Genomic DNA, 17714 nt, shown 5'->3' with positions numbered 1-17714 from the left:
ACCATTGTTAATTGTGAAAGCAGATACTTACAGGGGATATACCTATATCTGCCTTTAACGACCGTCATTATGACCACCATTTTTCCGCTGATCCTGCCCGATTTTCTGTTGATTGCACTGGGGGCTTTGTTGCTGCACCGCTTCCATTTCAGTCGGGATTTTTTCCAGGGTGCTGAAAAACTAGTCTATTACGTGCTGTTTCCTGCACTGCTGTTTGATTCCATTACCCGTATCCCCCTCAATTTGGCTGACACGTGGCCTCTATTAGTGGCTGCCGCTGTTTTAATTTCTGTCGGCACCTTACTGGCCTGGCTGGCCCTGCCTATTCTGAAACCCGAACTTTTGCAGCATGCGGCCCTGACCCAATGTGCATTTCGCTTCAATACCTATTTAGGGATGTCCCTGGCCAGCGCGATTGCTGGCCCACCGGGAGTGGCGGTCATGGCCTTGCTGGTAGGTTTTTCGGTTCCCATGGCCAATATGGTGGCCGTCACCGTGCTGGCGCGTGGGCAACAAGGCCGCATCGCAATCGAACTGCTTAAAAATCCCCTGATCCTGTCTACCGTAGCGGCATTGGCCTGGAATCTGGCTGGTTTGTCCGTACCAGGCCCGGTTCAATTGGCCTTTAGCCGCTTGGGGGCCTGCGCCTTGGGGATTGGTTTACTGTGTGTCGGTGCCGCCCTATCGCTGCAAGGCTCGCGCCGGGCGGGCGCACTGATCAGCTGGATCACGGCCATCAAACTGCTGGCTTTGCCCCTGGCTGCCTTGGCGACTGCCTGGGTGTTGGATATGAGCCCACTGGAGCGCCAGATGTTACTGGTGTTTGCCGCTCTGCCTACGGCCTCTTCTGCCCACGTCCTGGCTGCCCGTATGGGGGCCGATAGCCGCATGGTCGCGCTAACCATGTCGATCGGCACTATACTAGCGGGCTTGACCATTCCGCTGTGGTTATCCCTTGCTACCTGATCCTCGCCTATGAATCCGCATGCGTTGACCCTGTCCTTGCCTGACGAGGACGCCACCACCGCCTTGGCCGAGCGACTTGCTCCCTTGCTTAGCGGTCAGGTGCCTGGCGTACCCCTGGGGGGCCGAATTCACCTTCATGGTGATCTGGGCGCCGGTAAAACCCACTTCGTTCGCGCCCTGTTACGAGCCTGCGGTGTTACCGGTCGTATCAAAAGCCCCAGCTACGCTTTACTTGAAAGTTATAAAGTTTCTAGCTTATACTTCTATCATCTTGATTTCTATAGATTTAGCGATCCACGAGAATGGGTCGATGCAGGTTTTCGCGATATTTTGCAAGACAATGCCGTTGTGCTGATCGAATGGCCCGAAAAAGCAGGGGATTTATTGCCCGAGCCCGATCTGGATTTACACCTGGATTATTGCGGTGACGGTCGTTTGGCCACTCTGGATGCACACAGCGCCAAAGGAACGCTATGGATTACGACACTCGCCCCCAGCCTGCAGAAGTAGCCCCCGCCGGCAAGGCCCGTCGCCGATTCGTCGCCACGGCCACTACCCTGTTCCTGCTTCCTGTCATCCCGCGACTGGCGAACGCCAGCACCATCGTGGCCGTCCGTACCTGGCCGGCTGACGAATACACCCGCGTCACCCTGGAAATGGATAGCGAGCTCAAGGCCGAGCACTTCACGCTGGAAAATCCCCATCGCATGGTGGTGGACATCCAGGGACTGACCATGAACCGCACTATCGAGGAGCTGGTTTCCAAAGTCCGTCCTAACGATCCCTATATTCGCTCGGTGCGTGTGGGCCAGAACCGGCCCGACGTCGTGCGTCTGGTACTGGATCTGAAACAGCCCATCGCCCCCCAGATCTTTACACTCAAGCCCGTTGGTGAATACAAGTACCGTCTGGTTCTGGACTTGTACCCGCGCGTGGCCCAGGACCCGCTACTGGCCCTGCAAATTCAGGACGACGATGACCCCTTGGCTTCCGTGCTGGAAAGCCTGGCTCAAAATTCGCCTGACGCTCCAGTGCCAACTGTCCGAGGGCAATCCCTGCCACCCGCTGTGGCGCGGACTCCCCCACCCGTCAGCACCCCGCCCCGCGCTCCTTCGCCGGCGGCAACACCTGGCACACCCAATCGTCCTTTGTTGATTGCACTGGACCCCGGTCATGGCGGAGAGGATCCCGGTGCCATTGGTCCGGGTGGTACACGTGAGAAAGATGTGGTGCTAAACATCGCTCGACGTTTGAAGCGCCTGATTGATGCGCAGCCCAATATGCGTACGTATTTGACGCGGGATTCAGACTTTTTCGTCCCGCTGCAAGTACGTGTGCAAAAAGCTCGCCGGGTAAAGGCGGATCTGTTTATCAGTATTCACGCAGATGCCTGGATCAAACCTAGCGCGCGTGGCTCGTCCGTGTACGCCTTGTCTCAAAACGGGGCAACCAGCTCGGCGGCCCGTTGGCTGGCAAAAAAAGAGAATGATGCCGACTTGATCGGTGGTCTGAACCTGGGTTCCCATAACCGGCAGGTCGCGCAAATTTTGCTGGACCTGTCTACGGCTGCCCAGATCAACGATTCGGTAAAAGTGGGTTCGCGTCTACTGGGCGAGATCGGCAAGATTAACCGCCTGCATAAACGTCGTGTCGAGCGCGCCGGTTTTGCTGTATTGAAAGCCCCCGATATTCCTTCAATTCTGATTGAAACGGCATTTATCAGTAATCCGGAAGAAGAACGTCTGCTACGTAGTTCCTCGCATCAAGACAAGATCGCCCAGGCTATTTTGACGGGCATTCGAGGCTATTTTGCCGAATTCCCGGCATTGGCCAGCCGCAGTTGAACCGTAAAGCCCCACACAAAAAGCGCACCAGATTTCTGCTGCGCTTTTTTTGATCTTTGGCAATGCCCACCAGCGTAAACTCATTTCATCAGGCCCCGTAGTCGCTACACTAGCCGTATTTCTTTTTACGGCGCCGTTACGTGAAAACAGGTTAACCAGTACTCATTTCCAAGAGATAGTCGATGAGACAAACAAGGGCTCTATCCACTTTCTTGCGCCATTCCAACAAAGCCTCATTGTGCCTGTACAGTCCGGCTCCTTACCCGTCTCCCCTGCCCTTCATTCCAGGCCAGGGTAGTCCGCGCGCCTGTCGCGAATCACCTCCCTGATCGGCTCACCCTGCAGCCATGTGCTGGTCGGCTCAACGACCAGGCACACACACCCTGCCATGTCCTCCGAGCGTTCTTGCATTGGCTTCAAACGACAAGGAAAAAATCATGAAATCCCCCCCCTGCCTGCTTATTGTGTACCTATGCCTGTCCCTGATAGCCGGGCCAGCCCGTGCTGATGACGACTGCGATGTCCCAGTACAGCAATGGCAAAGCCGGGATGCGGCCCTGGAGCATGCCGCTCGTCTGGGCTGGCAGGTGCAACGCCTGAAAATTGACGACGGCTGCTATGAAATTCGCGGCCGGGATGCTCAAGGCCGTTCGTTCAAAGCCAAGCTTGACCCGCAAACGCTACGCATCGTGAAAATGAAAGTGCGCGAGGGTCACGACAAGCCGGAGCGCGAACGTGAGCGCGAAAGGAATCACTGAAGCCTGCACTTGGCCGCCGTCCTTCCTGCCCTCAACCCTGAAGTTGTTTCCCTTTGATCACACCGGAGAACCATCATGTCCAAGCGTTTTCTTCTCACCACCCTGGCTGCAGCCTGTACCGTGGCCCTGCCCTCTTTAGCGCAGGGCCGTACCGTGGCACTTTCCACTACCCTCAAAGACTACGGCGGTGACGGGGCCTATTTGGCCGTCTACCTGACCGATGCCCAGGGCGCGTATGTACGCACACTGTGGGTCGCCGGCGGCAAAGCCAAATACTACAAGCATCTGGCAGACTGGAATCGCTTGTCCGCCAGCGATGGCCAACGCCTGCAAGGAGTAACCGGCGCCAGCGTCGGTGCCGGGCGCACTCTGGAGGTGACAGCAGAACTGGAGGATGCCCTGATTGACGCCGGCTACGAGCTCCGTGTCGATGCCGCCGCCGAAGACATGCGGGATAGCCCATCAGAAATCCGTGTTCCCCTGACTGCCGCCAACGCGGGCTCGCCACAGACAGGCAAACAATATATTCAATCCCTGACCTATCAGTTGCAGTAAGGAACCTACATGATCTGGCGATTCGTCCATCGATGGCTGGGACTGGTAGCAGGCACCCTCGCGCTGGTACTGGCCATCACAGGCACGATGTTGGCACTTGAGCCCTTGCGCAACGCCCTGCAGGCCGCTCCCACCGAGTCCGACCTGCCGCTTGCCACACTGGTGGAGCGCGTAAAGAGCACTGTCCCTGGCGCAGAAGAAATTCGTCATCTGCCATCAGGCATCTTCGTGGTCTATGCGTTTGAGAACGGACAAGCCCGGGCCATACGTGTGGACCCGGCAGACGGCAAAATCCTGGGAGACTACCAGGCCTCCCTGCTGCCGCGTTGGGTCAAAAACCTGCATCGCACTTTCTTGATGGACGACCCAGGACGCATTACAGCAGCCATGGTTGCTCTGGCCATGTTGACCCTGTCTGTGTCCGGACTGGTGTTGCTGCTGCGTCGAATGGGTGGCTGGCGGGGACTTACCGGGCCCGTGCGTGGCACCCTCCCCCAACGCCTGCATGTACTGAGCGGCAGGGTCATTTTATTGATCCTGGCCCTGTCCTCAGCCACGGCCCTTTACATGAGCGCCAGCACGTTCGAGCTGATCACGCTAAGTCCGAGCACGGAGCCCGAAGTGAGCTCGCAAGCCACCGGACAGCCGCCGCTTCCACCGGGCCAGATCGACCTGTTGCAGACTTTACGTGTGCAGGATCTGCAACGGCTCAATCTACCAACACATGAGGACCCTCAAGACACTTGGCGCGTTCTCACTGTTCAGGGCCAAGGCTGGGCGGACCAGTACCAAGGTCAGACCTTGGCCTGGGAGCCGTCGACCCTGGCACAACGCCTCTACGACTGGATCTTGCTCTTGCATACCGGAGATGGAGCCTGGCTGTGGGCCATTTTTCTTGGCCTATCGGCAGCGTGCATACCCTTGTTCTGGTACACAGGTATCCTAATGTGGTGGCAAGCGCGCCGCAGCCGTCCCACGCTTAAAGGCAATAGCCCACTGGCCCAGGCCGACAGTCTGATTTTTGTCGCCAGTGAGGGCGGCAGTACCTGGGGGTTTGCGCAAGCGCTGCACGACGCACTCAAAGCCATGGGTCGTCAGGTACATACCACCACGCTGGAGAACTGGCGAGTACCACCAACGGCCCGCCAGGTATATATCCTGGCCGCCACTTACGGTGAAGGCCAGCCGCCCGCCCACGCACAAAAAGCACTCAAACAGATCGCCAGCCAGCCGCCCACTGACGCTCAAGTCGCGGTTTTAGGGTTTGGGGATAGACAGTTTCCTGACTTTTGCGGATTTGCCAACACGCTCGAGCACGCCTTGCGGGAGCGGGGATGGAAACCTTTGCTGGCGCTAGAGCGTATTCATCAGCAATCTCCCCAGGAGTTTGCTCGTTGGGGACGAAGCCTTTCTGACGCGCTGGGGCAAGCTGTGCCGCTTGCCTACCAGCCTCGTTTGCCGCGCATGGCAACCCTGACACTGCTGTCACGCCAGGACTTTCCCGGTGCTACGGGTCAGCCCGCCGTCATCCTGCGCTTTGCGCTGCCCGACCAGCCAGTGCCCCGCTTCGCAGCCGGAGACCTGCTGGGCGTTCTTCCTCCCGGCGAACAGTCAGTCCCACGCTACTACTCACTGGCCTCAGGCAAACAGGATGGGTTCGTGGAAATCTGTGTGCGATACACAAGCGGTGGTGTTTGCTCTCCGTATTTGCATCGCCTGCAGATCGGAGATCAGATTCAAGCCTTCATCCGGCCCAACCCCGGCTTCACGCTGACCGGCTCCCGAAGCCCAGTGGTGTTGATTGGCGCGGGCACCGGGGTGGCTCCGTTGGCCGGTTTCATTCGCGACAATAGGCGACATCGTCCCATGTACCTGTATTACGGTACTCGTGATTCCAAACAGGATTATTATTTTGAGAAGGAGCTCAAAGACTGGCAGACCCAAGGCCATCTACACCAATTGCACACAAGCTTCTCCCGAATGCCTGATGGTGGCGGTTATGTACAGAACGCCGTACAGCGTGACGCCCAACAGATCCGCACCCTTCTGGAAAAAGGCGCGCTTGTGCGTGTTTGTGGCAGCCGCCCCATGGCTCAGGCAATCAGACAAGAACTGGACACTATTCTGATGGATATGGGCAAAAACCTGGCCTGGCTCAAGGAGAACGGGCGCTATGCCGAAGACCTCTTCTGACGTTCGACGCCTGACACTGAACGGCCCAACCATGGGCACGCGCTGGTCCGCCCTTGTGGAAACGACCGATGCCGTGGAGGTAGCAGACCTGCAACAAGCGCTGGCAGAGGCCGTTCACCAAGTGGATCGGCAAATGTCCCCGTGGCTGCCCGACAGCGAGCTAAATCGGCTCAACCGGACCCCTCCCGGTACATGGCTGGACCTGCCCCCAGAAATACTTGAGGTGTTAGCCTATGCCCTGGAGATCAATCGTCGCAGCCAGGGCGCTTTTGACCCTGGCCTGGGGGACCTGGTAGATGCCTGGGGTTTTGGCCCCGCCCGACATGAGCCCGATGCTGCCGCCATCCGTCGTGCCGCTCAAGCAGGCTCTACCCCCGCTTACGAAACACTGGAACTGGATATGGCCGCCGGCCGCGCCATCAAACACGCTCCCCTACAGCTAGACCTGTGCGGGATCGCCAAAGGCTATGCAGTAGACCGCATGGCCCTGGTGCTGCGTCAGCACGGCCTTGATCACGCCTTGCTGGCCCTGGACGGAGAACTTCGCGCCCTGAACAGCCAGTGTCAAGGCCAGCCTTGGGCGGTAGCGGTCGAATACCCCCAGGATGGACGGCGCTCCACTCACAGCGTGGTTGAACTGGATAATCTGTCCATCGCCACCTCGGGCGATTATCGGCGTTTTTTACAGCTCGGTGATATCCGAGTCGCACACACCATGGATAGCAGGCATCGCGCACCTGTGCGCAACGATATCGCGTCCGTAACTGTTCTGGCGCCAGACTGCATGCGGGCCGATGCCTGGGCCACCGCCTTGCTGGTCAGCGGCAGCGATGGCATGGCCTTGGCACAACGCATGGGCATAGAAGCGCTTTGGCTACTGCGTCGTGACAATCGTTTGACCACCGTTGGCCTGGGGCGGTTTAGCGAAGCGCCAGCATCGCCAGCAAAGGCATGATGAAAAACGGGACGCCTTAGCGTCCCGTTTTCGCACGGCCCAGTCGTATCAGGCAGCGGACTCGACAGCCTATAAAGCGGCATCACCCTTGCTCTTGCGTTTGAAGATCTTCCACAAGGCCCCGGCCACAACAGGCACCGCGGCAGCCGCAATACCAATCAGCACGATAGTATTCAAATGCGCCTTGATGAAAGGCACGTTACCAAAGAAGTAGCCCAGCGTAATCAAGCTGCAAATCCATAAAACCGCGCCTGTCATGTTGTACATCTGAAAGCGCCAGGCATTCATGTGCCCCACTCCCGCCACAAAAGGCGCGAAGGTACGGAACAGAGGCAGGAAGCGGGAAATGACGATGGTCTTGCCACCATGCTTTTCATAGAAAGCATGGGTTTTGACCAGCGCACGGCGATCCAGGAATCGGGATTCCTGGGTAAAGACTTTCGGGCCTATATACCGCCCCACGTGATAGTTCACGGTATTGCCCAGCACCGCCGCCACGATCAGCAGGCCACCGAGCATCACCGGGTCCAGCATGCCCGAGGCACCGAAGGCTCCGGCAATAAACAGCAAAGAGTCGCCCGGCAGGAAAGGCAGAACCACAAGCCCGGTCTCGCCAAATATAATCAAGAACAGAACAAGATAAATCCAGGCCCCATACTGCTCGACCCACACCCCCAGGTATTGGTCAATATGAAGGATCATGCTGAGTAAATCGGGCATAGTTCCACGCCAAAATAACAATCCAGCCAGCCCAATACTGACCAGACCGACACCATAGATCAAGCGGTTAAAATAAGCCGCTACCGTTTGAAACCCGTTGAACGTGTATGGTTCAACCCTGAATACACACAAGGCCAGCCGCCCTATGTCATCAAGACGCCGTATTATCCCACTCCCTGACTTGCTTGTAAGCCAAATTGCAGCCGGTGAGGTTATCGAGCGCCCGGCATCTGTCCTGAAGGAACTGCTGGAAAACGCCATTGACGCCGGTGCCAGTGCCATCGAAATTCGTCTGGACGGCGGTGGTATCCGCCGCATCTCTGTCAGCGACGATGGTCACGGCATCACGCAAGAAGAATTGCCCTTGGCGCTGCTGCAACATGCTACCAGCAAGATTCGCTCGCTCGAAGAGTTGGAGTCTGTGGCATCCATGGGTTTTCGGGGTGAGGCCCTGCCCTCGATTGCCTCGGTCGCCCGTCTGACGATCAATTCGCGCACCCAGGACGACCCACACGCCTGGGAGTACTCGCTAGGCCAAAGTGAACCTCAACCGGCCTCTGGGCAGATCGGCACGCATGTGGATGTACGCCAGCTCTTTGACGAGATCCCCGCCCGTCGCAAGTTTCTGCGTACGGAAGGCACGGAGTACGGCCATTGCGTGACTGCGCTGGAGCGCATTGCCCTGGCACAGCCACAAATCGCTTTTCGCCTGTTTCACAATGACAAACCCCAGCGCCACTGGCGCAGTGGCACGCTAGAGCAGCGCCTGCTGGATATCTTGGGCAAAGAGTTTATTGAGCAAAGCCTGCCCGTCGCCCAGGAACAAGGCCTGATCAGCTTGCGTGGTCTGGTGATTCACCCTGCCCACGCTCGCCCAAGTGGAGACAAGCAGTTCCTGTTTGTGAATGGCCGCTTTGTGCGCGATCGTACCGTGTCTCATGCCATACGCAGTGCGTATGCCGATGTACTGCATGGGGATCGCCAACCCGCCTATGCCCTGTTTCTGGACATTGCCCCCTCCACACTGGATGTAAACGTACACCCGGCCAAGCACGAAGTCCGCTTCCGTGACAGTGGTGCCGTGTACCGCTTTGTGCTGCAATCCGTGGGACAAACCTTGGCGCAAGGCAGTATGGCCGGTGAAACGCCTATTGCCGCCATGCCTTTGCCTGAAGGTGCCACCCAGCCCCAAGCGCCAGATACACCCTACCCTTCCCCCGTTCCTGGCGCAGCAGGCGGCTCCTATACCAGCGGCGACCCCGCCATGCCATATAGCCATCCGGCTCGCCAAGGCTGGCAATCCAGCTTCAACATGCGCGAACCTTCCGGAGGTGGTGCAGACTGGAAAAGCATGTACCGCCCGATTGAGCCTGTTTCCAGCAACACCCCCGTCACCGACTATCAAAGCGACACGGATAGCGCGACCGACGAATTTCCCTTGGGCATGGCGCTGGGCCAATTGCACGGTATCTACATTCTGTCGGAAACCCGTCAAGGCATGATTCTGGTGGACATGCACGCCGCCCACGAACGTGTGGTCTACGAACAGTTAAAGCAGGCGCTGGATGGTCGTGAGCTACCTCGCCAAGACTTGCTGGTCCCCGTGGTCTTTGGCTGCTCGGAAAGCGATATCGCTTTACTGGATGAGCATCAGGAGACCCTGGCCGAGCTGGGTCTGAGCATGAGCCCGGCAGGCCCCACCACGATGGCCGTGCGCGCCGTCCCTGCCCTCCTGGCGCAAGGCGATATCGAATCCCTGGCCCGTGCCGTGCTGCGCGATCTGGCGCAGGTAGGATCGTCACGCCATCTGGATGAACAGCGCAACGAACTGCTCTCGACCATGGCCTGCCACGGTGCGGTACGTGCCAATCGCCGCCTGAGCATTCCCGAGATGAACGCTTTGCTTCGCAAGATGGAACAAACTGATCGGGCCGACTTGTGCAATCACGGCCGCCCCACCTGGTTCCAATGGAAGCTCAGCGAGCTGGACAAACTTTTTATGCGTGGACAATGAACGATTTACCCATTCTGTGCCTGGCCGGCCCGACGGCCAGCGGCAAAAGCGCAAGCACGCATATCCTGGCGCAACACTGGCCAATTGAAGTGATTGTGATGGACTCGGCCACGATTTATCGTGACATGGATATTGGCACCGCCAAGCCCAGCGCCCAGGAACAAGCGGCTATCCCCCACCACTTGCTGGATATTCGCGACCCAGTTGAAAGTTATTCGGCGGCGGAATTCGCCACCGATGCCACCCGACTGATTCAGGAGATTCAGGCACGCGGGCATTATCCCGTCCTATGTGGCGGCACCATGCTGTATTACAAAGCCTTGCGTGAGGGCTTGAACGACTTGCCACAGGCCGACCCTGCCATTCGCCAGCAACTGGATGAACGCGCCCAGGAAATTGGCTGGCCCGGCATGCACGCGGAACTGACCCGCATCGACCCGGTAACAGCCGCCCGACTGGCTCCACGCGATAGCCAGCGCATTCAACGTGCGCTGGAGATTTTCCATATCAGCGGCAAGACCATGAGCGACTGGCTCAAGGACAAGGCCCAGCCTCAAGAAGGCAGCCATCGGTACGTCACCCTGAGCCTGGAACCGGAAGACCGATCCTGGCTGCATAAACGTATTGCGGTTCGCTATCAAGACATGATCAAACAAGGGCTGCTGCAGGAAGTGGAGAAGCTTTATCAGCGCCCTGACTTGCATCCCGGCCTGCCCTCTATTCGCTGTGTAGGCTATCGGCAACTGTGGTCATATCTGGACGGCGAAGTCAGCCTGGACCTGGCCATTGAACAGGCGATTGCCGCGACTCGCCAACTGGCCAAACGCCAATTGACCTGGCTGCGATCCGAACCCGAGCGTCTGCAATTCAACTGCCAGAACCCGCAAGCTGCCGAGCAGATTGTGCAAGCGACGCGCCAGATCTGGCCAGCTTGATACTCAGATAACAGCCTCGTTTTTACGAACAGTCCCTGGCAGCCGGATAGCATCCAACTGCCAGGGACTGTTCAAAAAGACCGCTTTTTTTATCCAAACTCCGTTTTTACACCGAAGCGCCGTTCAGCTTGGGCTGGATTTGAGTGCGCATCGCCAGGTACTGGAACGCACCGCCCAACAAGGCACCAATCAACCAACCATAACCGGCCATATTCGCCAGTGCGGGTACCCACACCGTCGCCACCGAAAACACGGCCGCCAGGAAAAAGGCGGTCATGGCACGCTTGTTCCAACCATTCTGGAAGTAGTAGGCACCACTTTCTTTCAGGGAGAACAGATCCGACACCACCACCCGCTGTCTGCGAATCAAGTAAAAGTCCACAATCATGATGCCGTACAAGGGAGCCAGCAAGGCACCCAAGGTATCCACAAAGCCGGTAATCCCAATGGCGCTGATCAGCGGCAACCACAGAGCACCGATAAAGAAAGCAATGACAGCAGTCAGAATGCCGCCCATCTTTGCGGAGATCAGCTCGGGCTTAAGATTGGCCAGGTCAAAAGCAGGCGGAATGAAGTTCGCCACCAGGTTGATACCGACGGTGGCGGCAAAGAAGGTCAAAGCCGCAATGACCGTCAGAACCAGGCTATCGACACGATCCACAATATCGGTGGGGTTGGTCAAGGTTTCACCAAACAGCACAGCCGTGCCAGCGGTAATGAACAAGGCCAGGAAGGAGAACACGGCCAGACTGACAGGCAAGCCCATGAAGTTACCGATACGCATGCTGCGCTCGTCTTTCACAAAACGCGAGAAGTCACCGTAATTGATCACGACAGCGGCAAAGTACGCCACCATGGTCCCCACCACCGCACCAAAGGCCATCAAGGGGCCGCCTTCATAAGTGCCCTTACCGGCAAAAATCTCGCCTACTTTATCAAGCAGACCGCTGCCTGCCTTGTACCAAATCACCGCCAGCAGCGCGAACATCACCAGGTACACCAAGGGACCTGCCCAATTCAGGAAGCGCGTAATCCACTTCATGCCCATCAGAAAAATACCCAGTTGCAAGACACAGACCACGATGTAAGACAACCAGCCCACCCAATCCAGCCCCAGGAACAGGGCACCTCCGGGGTGGCCGAGCAAGGCATTGAACAACAAAGCCAAGGCGGTAGAGGCAAAGTAGGTCTGCACGCCGTACCAGAAGATAGCCACAATCCCGCGTACCAGGGCAGGAAACTTGGCGCCCTTCACCCCCATGCTGATACGGGCGATCACAGGATAGGGAACGCCATACAACACGCTGGGTTTACCGCTCAGGTTCACTAGGCCCATCACAATAAAACCGGCCAGCAAGATACCGGCAAACACGGCCCAGCCATTGAGCCCATAAGAAATAAACAAGGTGGCGGCCAGGGTATAGCCAAACAGACTTTGAATATCGTTGGACCAGACGTTGAAAATCTCGAACCAGCCCCACAAGCGTTTTTGTCGCGGCAAAGGCGCCAGATCCTCGTTATGCAAGGATGGATGCGGGTCCTTCAAGGATAAATCGCTATGCTCCATTTTTCTTCCCCTCAGAAATTGCTTCTAACATTTCAGCTAATATTTCTATGCTCTTGCCGCTACTGTAGGAGCCTTGCTGGCCGGGGAACATTATGGAATGTACGAGTAATACTTAAATTCGGATTAGCTCGAAAAACAGCATAATTACTTTCATATAAACCTTATTTGAAAATCAAATACACCAGATTCGATGCGCTAATACAGCGGGCTTCGGGAGCAGACGCAGAAATAAAAAAAGCCAGCTCATTGAGCTGGCTTTTCTATTCACGGAAAGATCCGAGGGTTTCAGACCACTTCAGTCTGCGCCTGACCTTCCTGACGTTCCAGGATTTCGCCCAGTTGGTAGACGGTTTCGCCTTGCTCGGACAAGGTGGCGCTGATGGCCTCTGCCTTGTCTGCAGGAACGATGATGATCATGCCAATACCACAGTTGAACACGCGGTACATTTCTTCGTCGGCCACGTTACCGTTGCTTTGCAACCACTGGAACAAGGCAGGCATGGTCCAGGAATCGCGCTTCAGGCGGGCAGTCAGGTGCTTTTGCAGAATGCGTGGCACGTTCTCCAGCAAACCGCCGCCCGTGATGTGAGCCAAGCCCTTGATGTCTGCACCGTGGGCAGCCAAGGCGGCCAGCACGGATTTCACGTAAATGCGGGTGGGTTCCATAACCACGTCAGCCAAAGGACGGCCATCCAGCTCGTCGGTAGGCTTGGCATTGGCGTGCTTGAGAATCTTGCGAATCAAAGAGTAGCCATTGGAGTGAGCACCGCTGGATGCCAGGCCCAGAACCACGTCACCGGGGACAATGGACTTGCCGTCGATAATGCGCGATTTCTCCACCGCACCCACCGCAAAACCGGCCAGGTCGTATTCGCCTTCGGGGTACATGCCGGGCATCTCTGCCGTTTCGCCACCGATCAGGGCGCAAGCGGACAGTTCACAACCCTTGGCAATGCCACCCACCACTTGAGCCGCCGTATCGACTGACAGCTTGCCGCAGGCAAAATAATCCAGAAAGTACAAGGGTTCTGCGCCCTGGACTAGAATGTCGTTGACACTCATGGCCACCAGGTCTATACCCACAGTGTCGTGGCGCTGCCAGTCAAATGCCAGGCGTAGTTTGGTACCAACACCGTCGGTGCCGGACACCAGAACGGGCTCTTTAAGGTGGGTAGGCACTTCAAACAAAGCGCCAAAGCCTCCGATTCCAGCCATGACGCCTGCACGCATGGTTTTGGCAGCCAGTGGTTTAATACGATCGACCAGGGCATCGCCCGCGTCGATATCCACGCCTGCATCGCGGTAGGTCAAGGAAACAGAAGTAGTGTTTTTCATGGGAAAAGCCGTGGGATATGTGAAAATTGCGAGTTGGACGAAATTGTACGACACATGACCGAGCAACTGATTCTGGATATATCTCCAGCACCGCCTGCCTCTTTGGACAACTTTGTTGCCGGAGCGAATCAGGCTGCGTTGCAGGCTCTGCGTCAGTGCAGTCCAGGACGCGCGGTTTACCTGTGGGGACCGCCCGGCGCAGGTCGAACACATCTGCTGCGGGCGATGGCCAGTCAAGACGACAGCCGCTATTTTAGTTCAGATACTCCCTCCCAGCCCATCTTTGACATCGCCACGGATGACAAAGCCCCTCCCAGCCTCTTGGCCATCGACGATATCGAACGTTTTGACAAGCACGGACAGGCTGCCGTATTTGCACTGTACAATCGCTGGCGCGAGTCGGCCACCCGGCCCGACGCCTTCACGCTGCTGGTCTCCGGCGACCGGGCACCCAAAACCATGTCAGTACGCGAGGACTTGCGAACACGACTGGGCTGGGACCTGGTATTCAGACTGGAATACCTGTCGGACGCCCACCGGGCCGAAGCCATGCAACAGCGGGCCGCTGCCCGTGGGCTGCAACTGCAAGCGGAAGTGCTCAGTTGGATACTGACTCACTACGATCGCGATATGAACCGCTTGAGCGCACTGATCGATGCGCTGGACAACTATTCACTGGTAAAGAAACGCCCCATCACTTTACCCCTGCTCAAAGAACTTCTGGCCAACAGCCAGACCCAATCTTCTAGTTGAGTCATGACTGCTTCTTCTTTTATTGCCCTGTTTGATCTGGACCACACTCTGCTTCCTTTAGATAGCGATTACCAGTGGGCTGACTTCCTGGCCCGTACTGGCCGCGTCGGTGACCCCGCCGAAGCCATCCGTCTGAATGAAGACCTGATGGAACGCTATAACCAGGGATTATTGACGGCCGAAGAATCGGCCGAATTCATGTTGGGCCTGCTCACCAACGCCAGCCAGGAAGAGTTGCTGGCCTGGCAAGACGAATTCATGCAGGCCGTGATCCTGCCCTCGATCAGCCCCGCTGCCCGCGAGCTGCTGGCCCAGCATCAGGACCAGGGCCATCTGGTAGCGATTGTGACGGCCACCAACGAATTTGTGACGCGTCCCATTGCCGCCGCACTGGACGTAGACCACTTGATCGCCACTACCCCTGAAATGAAAGATGGCCGCTACACCGGCAAGATCAGCGGTGTGCCCAGCTTTCAGGCTGGCAAGATTACCCGTGTGGAGCAATGGCTCCAAACCATGGGCAAATCTCTGGCTGACTTCGAGCGCAGCTGGTTCTACAGCGATTCGCCCAATGATCTGCCCCTGATGGAAGTGGTGACCGACCCTGTGGCGACCAACCCCAGCGACAAGCTGCGCGCCGTGGCGACCGAACGTAATTGGCTCGTCATCGATTTGTTCGCTGACATGATGGACAGCAAATCGTAAAATCAGACGCATGCTCAAGCGAACAATAAAAACATTTGTCGACCGGCTGCTCAAACCAGCCAAAAGCGCGCGTCCCAAAGGGCCGCGCCGCTACACACGTGAAGAACATGGCATAGACCGGCGTCTGGTCTCACGCCATGCCATCAAAGTGTGCGAAGTGCTGAACCACGAAGGCTATCAAGCCTATGTCGTGGGCGGCGCGGTGCGCGATTTGCTGGTGGGCCTGGAACCCAAGGACTTTGACGTGGCGACCAACGCCACGCCCGAGCAAATCCGCCCCCTGTTCCGTCGCGCCCGCATTATTGGCCGCCGCTTCCGCCTGGTTCACGTGGTGTTTGGCCAGGAAATCATCGAAACCTCGACGTTCCGGGCTGACGATAGCGGCAAGCAGACCGACGAACATGGCCGGATCCTGCGCGACAACGAGTACGGCACCATCGAAGACGATGCCGCCCGCCGTGATTTCACGCTGAACGCGCTTTACTACGATCCTCTGACCGAAACCGTTATCGACTACCACAACGGGGTAGCCGATCTGAAAGACCGTCAGGTACGTATTATTGGTGATGCGCAAACCCGCTATCGTGAAGACCCGGTCCGCATGCTACGCGCCGTGCGCTTTGCCTCCAAGCTGGATGCCACCATCGAACCCACGACCGACGCGCCGATTCGTTCCTTGTCGCGCCTGATCGAGAACGTGCCCGAATCCCGTCTGGCTGACGAAACCCTCAAGTTGCTGAACTGCGGCCATGCCATGGACTGCATCCAGCGCCTGCAGGCGCTGGGTCTGCACAGCAAGCTCTTGCCCATGGTGGAACCAGTTCAACGTCTGCCTGGTGGCTCAGAATTTCTGGATATGGCCCTGGCCCGTACCGATACCCGCGTTCGCGCCGGTAAATCGGTCAGCCCCAGCTTTATCTATGCCTGCCTGCTCTGGAAACTGGTCAAGCAGGAGTGGGACCGACGCAGCGCTCAGGACATGCATCCCCAGCAAGCCTTGCTGGAGGCCGCCGACCTAATCCTGGAAAAACAAAGCCGCATCATGCCGATTCAAAAGCGCTTCCAGTCGGATATGCGCGAAATCTGGTTCATGCAGCCCCGTTTTGAACGCATCGCCAACCGCGCCATCTGGCGCATGACGGAACAACCTCGTTTCCGTGCCGCTGTGGACTTTTTACAACTACGCGCCGAAGCCAAAGAGATCGATAGCGTACAGGCACAATGGTGGATGGATCTGGCTGATGCGGGCGATGAAGAGCGCAGCGCCATGATCGCCGTGCGCAAACCTGCTGGCACCGCCGCCACTGGCTCGCGCAGTGGTCAGCGCCGCACACGTCGTCGCCGCTCCAATGCCAAGCGCAGCAACTCAGCAGGCGCAAACGAGTCGTGATCCCAGGCAACACCACCGTTTTTGTGGCTATGGGCGCAAATCTGGGTGAGGCACGGCAAACTCTGGAAACAGCAGCGGCTGAACTGGCCGCTACTGCTGGCATCCAGGATCTGACGCTGGCCCATTTCTACAGCACGGCTCCCGTCGATTCCAGTGGCCCGGATTACGTCAATACTGTCGTCCGCTTCACCTGCACCCTAGCACCCGAGGCCTTGTTGGATCTTCTGCAAGCCATCGAGCACGAGCACGGCCGCACACGCCTGTACCGTAATGCACCCCGTACCCTGGATCTGGACTTGCTGCTTTACGGGCAAGAGCAGATCAATACGGAACGGCTGATCGTGCCACATCCCCGCATGCACGAGCGTGCCTTTGTGCTGGTTCCGCTGGCAGACCTGGCTCCTGAACTTGAACTGGCCCAAGGCCACATAAGCACCCTGCTGGACTCGGTGAAAGACCAGGGCATCTGGCGCCTGGACTAATTGCACGCAGGATCAACTTGCCACCTTTTTGCGTCATCAATGCGTGACAAGGCTGCTAGTGACTGAAATAAGGGGTGACTACACCCCGGCCAGCTCCTTGGAGCGAGCAAGAAAGACTCCCTGCAAACGCTGTACAGGCCGCTGTCATCGACACCGGCCTATTAACGTTTTTTTTGCGCGCTAGGCGTCCAAGAGCTTGATCAGCGCGTCCTGATGATTGGATCGGGCTTCCAGCAGTTGCCGCCCTTCTTCGGTCAACATGGCAATCAAAGGAGCGGGAAAAGGGGAAGGAGTTTGCGTCGTTTGCGGGATGGCTTGGACTAATCCCAGCGACTGTAATTGTTCAAAAACGGCTTGTTTCTTGTGCCAAGGAGTTTGGCGTAAGCGCACGAGCTCAAGAGTGTTCCAAATAGTGGGGTTGAGCTGCGGAATAGTTGTGGAGCGCTGAAGTTGCGTCATACAAGGCCCTTAATTAAGACCACCCATACCGACATTGTGTGCCCATAAGGGGAGGTCAGCCAGAAAGCATCCCTATACCGTAC

The 17714-nt window shown here is 57.4% G+C and carries 17 protein-coding genes; 13 read left to right on the top strand and 4 right to left on the bottom strand.

Features of this window, described 5'->3' with window-relative positions; all coding sequences use genetic code 11:
• Window positions 1-69: 69 nt before the first annotated feature.
• The 7 genes from LNA76_RS11150 (at window position 70) to LNA76_RS11120 (ending at window position 7271) form a co-directional block, all read left to right on the top strand.
• Window positions 70-966, top strand: coding sequence for an AEC family transporter (locus LNA76_RS11150; RefSeq protein WP_094195801.1), 897 nt, complete (start codon window positions 70-72; stop codon window positions 964-966).
• A 9-nt stretch (window positions 967-975) separates the two neighbouring features.
• Entirely contained in the window at window positions 976-1476 is a 501-nt protein-coding gene (gene tsaE, locus LNA76_RS11145) for a tRNA (adenosine(37)-N6)-threonylcarbamoyltransferase complex ATPase subunit type 1 TsaE (RefSeq protein WP_094195800.1), read from the top strand.
• Window positions 1440-2810 carry an N-acetylmuramoyl-L-alanine amidase gene (locus LNA76_RS11140; RefSeq protein ID WP_094195799.1) on the top strand — a complete coding sequence of 457 codons (1371 nt, stop codon included), beginning with the start codon at window positions 1440-1442 and terminating at the stop codon, window positions 2808-2810. The genes tsaE and LNA76_RS11140 overlap by 37 nt, the downstream gene beginning before the upstream one ends.
• A 437-nt stretch (window positions 2811-3247) precedes the next feature.
• Window positions 3248-3568 (top strand): PepSY domain-containing protein, encoded by a 321-nt coding sequence (locus LNA76_RS11135; RefSeq protein ID WP_094195798.1) that lies wholly within the window; start codon window positions 3248-3250, stop codon window positions 3566-3568.
• A 75-nt stretch (window positions 3569-3643) separates the two neighbouring features.
• Window positions 3644-4123, top strand: a complete 480-nt coding sequence (locus LNA76_RS11130; protein ID WP_094195797.1) for a DUF2271 domain-containing protein — start codon at window positions 3644-3646, stop codon at window positions 4121-4123.
• 9 nt (window positions 4124-4132) lie between these two features.
• Window positions 4133-6316, top strand: coding sequence for a PepSY domain-containing protein (locus LNA76_RS11125; RefSeq protein WP_108728013.1), 2184 nt, complete (start codon window positions 4133-4135; stop codon window positions 6314-6316).
• Window positions 6297-7271 (top strand): FAD:protein FMN transferase, encoded by a 975-nt coding sequence (locus tag LNA76_RS11120; protein WP_230019081.1) that lies wholly within the window; start codon window positions 6297-6299, stop codon window positions 7269-7271. The genes LNA76_RS11125 and LNA76_RS11120 overlap by 20 nt, the downstream gene beginning before the upstream one ends.
• Before the next feature lie 69 nt (window positions 7272-7340).
• Here LNA76_RS11120 and LNA76_RS11115 read toward each other — a convergent pair whose 3' ends face one another.
• A complete protein-coding gene (locus LNA76_RS11115; protein WP_094195794.1) occupies window positions 7341-7991 on the bottom strand; it encodes a VTT domain-containing protein in 651 nt (216 codons plus the stop codon).
• Between the two features lie 145 nt (window positions 7992-8136).
• Between LNA76_RS11115 and mutL the strand changes: the two genes are divergently transcribed.
• Both mutL and miaA read left to right on the top strand, forming a co-directional pair.
• On the top strand, window positions 8137-10005 hold the full coding sequence (mutL, locus tag LNA76_RS11110; RefSeq protein WP_230019080.1) for a DNA mismatch repair endonuclease MutL: 1869 nt from the start codon (window positions 8137-8139) through the stop codon (window positions 10003-10005).
• On the top strand, window positions 10002-10940 hold the full coding sequence (gene miaA, locus LNA76_RS11105) for a tRNA (adenosine(37)-N6)-dimethylallyltransferase MiaA (protein ID WP_230019079.1): 939 nt from the start codon (window positions 10002-10004) through the stop codon (window positions 10938-10940). Before mutL ends, miaA begins: the two co-directional genes overlap by 4 nt.
• 106 nt (window positions 10941-11046) lie before the next feature.
• Here the strand turns inward: miaA and LNA76_RS11100 are convergent, their stop codons facing one another.
• A complete protein-coding gene (locus LNA76_RS11100; RefSeq protein ID WP_230019078.1) occupies window positions 11047-12507 on the bottom strand; it encodes an NCS1 family nucleobase:cation symporter-1 in 1461 nt (486 codons plus the stop codon).
• A gap of 285 nt (window positions 12508-12792) precedes the next feature.
• Window positions 12793-13842 carry a phosphoribosylformylglycinamidine cyclo-ligase gene (purM, locus tag LNA76_RS11095; protein ID WP_094195791.1) on the bottom strand — a complete coding sequence of 350 codons (1050 nt, stop codon included), beginning with the start codon at window positions 13840-13842 and terminating at the stop codon, window positions 12793-12795.
• A gap of 54 nt (window positions 13843-13896) precedes the next feature.
• Here purM and hda point away from each other — a divergent pair, with 54 nt between their 5' ends.
• From hda to folK, 4 genes are read left to right on the top strand one after another with little or no spacing between them, the layout of a single operon-like run.
• Entirely contained in the window at window positions 13897-14595 is a 699-nt protein-coding gene (gene hda, locus LNA76_RS11090; RefSeq protein ID WP_094195790.1) for a DnaA regulatory inactivator Hda, read from the top strand.
• Between the two features lie 3 nt (window positions 14596-14598).
• Window positions 14599-15300, top strand: coding sequence for an HAD family hydrolase (locus LNA76_RS11085; RefSeq protein ID WP_094195789.1), 702 nt, complete (start codon window positions 14599-14601; stop codon window positions 15298-15300).
• A gap of 10 nt (window positions 15301-15310) precedes the next feature.
• The gene (gene pcnB / locus LNA76_RS11080; RefSeq protein WP_108728017.1) at window positions 15311-16690 is read left to right on the top strand and encodes a polynucleotide adenylyltransferase PcnB; all 1380 of its coding nucleotides are present in this window, start codon (window positions 15311-15313) and stop codon (window positions 16688-16690) included.
• A gap of 29 nt (window positions 16691-16719) precedes the next feature.
• Window positions 16720-17172, top strand: coding sequence for a 2-amino-4-hydroxy-6-hydroxymethyldihydropteridine diphosphokinase (gene folK / locus LNA76_RS11075; RefSeq protein WP_230019187.1), 453 nt, complete (start codon window positions 16720-16722; stop codon window positions 17170-17172).
• Between the two features lie 180 nt (window positions 17173-17352).
• Here the strand turns inward: folK and LNA76_RS11070 are convergent, their stop codons facing one another.
• Window positions 17353-17631, bottom strand: coding sequence for a hypothetical protein (locus LNA76_RS11070; RefSeq protein WP_230019077.1), 279 nt, complete (start codon window positions 17629-17631; stop codon window positions 17353-17355).
• Window positions 17632-17714: the final 83 nt, after the last annotated feature.

It is taken from the genome of Alcaligenes sp. MMA (genome assembly GCF_020907215.1).
GTDB classification, from domain to species: domain Bacteria; phylum Pseudomonadota; class Gammaproteobacteria; order Burkholderiales; family Burkholderiaceae_B; genus Alcaligenes; species Alcaligenes aquatilis.
Note: the sequence above shows the minus strand (reverse complement) of the source record. Positions and strands in the feature narration are given on the sequence as shown.

Bases quoted from the DNA above. Each gene is read 5' to 3' on its own strand.
- LNA76_RS11150 (WP_094195801.1), top strand. From the start codon at position 70: ATGACCACCATTTTTCCGCTGATCCTGCCCGATTTTCTGTTGATTGCA.
- tsaE (WP_094195800.1), top strand. From the start codon at position 976: ATGAATCCGCATGCGTTGACCCTGTCCTTGCCTGACGAGGACGCCACC.
- LNA76_RS11140 (WP_094195799.1), top strand. From the start codon at position 1,440: ATGGATTACGACACTCGCCCCCAGCCTGCAGAAGTAGCCCCCGCCGGC.
- LNA76_RS11135 (WP_094195798.1), top strand. From the start codon at position 3,248: ATGAAATCCCCCCCCTGCCTGCTTATTGTGTACCTATGCCTGTCCCTG.
- LNA76_RS11130 (WP_094195797.1), top strand. From the start codon at position 3,644: ATGTCCAAGCGTTTTCTTCTCACCACCCTGGCTGCAGCCTGTACCGTG.
- LNA76_RS11125 (WP_108728013.1), top strand. From the start codon at position 4,133: ATGATCTGGCGATTCGTCCATCGATGGCTGGGACTGGTAGCAGGCACC.
- LNA76_RS11120 (WP_230019081.1), top strand. From the start codon at position 6,297: ATGCCGAAGACCTCTTCTGACGTTCGACGCCTGACACTGAACGGCCCA.
- LNA76_RS11115 (WP_094195794.1), bottom strand. From the start codon at position 7,991: ATGCCCGATTTACTCAGCATGATCCTTCATATTGACCAATACCTGGGG.
- mutL (WP_230019080.1), top strand. From the start codon at position 8,137: ATGTCATCAAGACGCCGTATTATCCCACTCCCTGACTTGCTTGTAAGC.
- miaA (WP_230019079.1), top strand. From the start codon at position 10,002: ATGAACGATTTACCCATTCTGTGCCTGGCCGGCCCGACGGCCAGCGGC.
- LNA76_RS11100 (WP_230019078.1), bottom strand. From the start codon at position 12,507: ATGGAGCATAGCGATTTATCCTTGAAGGACCCGCATCCATCCTTGCAT.
- purM (WP_094195791.1), bottom strand. From the start codon at position 13,842: ATGAAAAACACTACTTCTGTTTCCTTGACCTACCGCGATGCAGGCGTG.
- hda (WP_094195790.1), top strand. From the start codon at position 13,897: ATGACCGAGCAACTGATTCTGGATATATCTCCAGCACCGCCTGCCTCT.
- LNA76_RS11085 (WP_094195789.1), top strand. From the start codon at position 14,599: ATGACTGCTTCTTCTTTTATTGCCCTGTTTGATCTGGACCACACTCTG.
- pcnB (WP_108728017.1), top strand. From the start codon at position 15,311: ATGCTCAAGCGAACAATAAAAACATTTGTCGACCGGCTGCTCAAACCA.
- folK (WP_230019187.1), top strand. From the start codon at position 16,720: ATGGGCGCAAATCTGGGTGAGGCACGGCAAACTCTGGAAACAGCAGCG.
- LNA76_RS11070 (WP_230019077.1), bottom strand. From the start codon at position 17,631: ATGACGCAACTTCAGCGCTCCACAACTATTCCGCAGCTCAACCCCACT.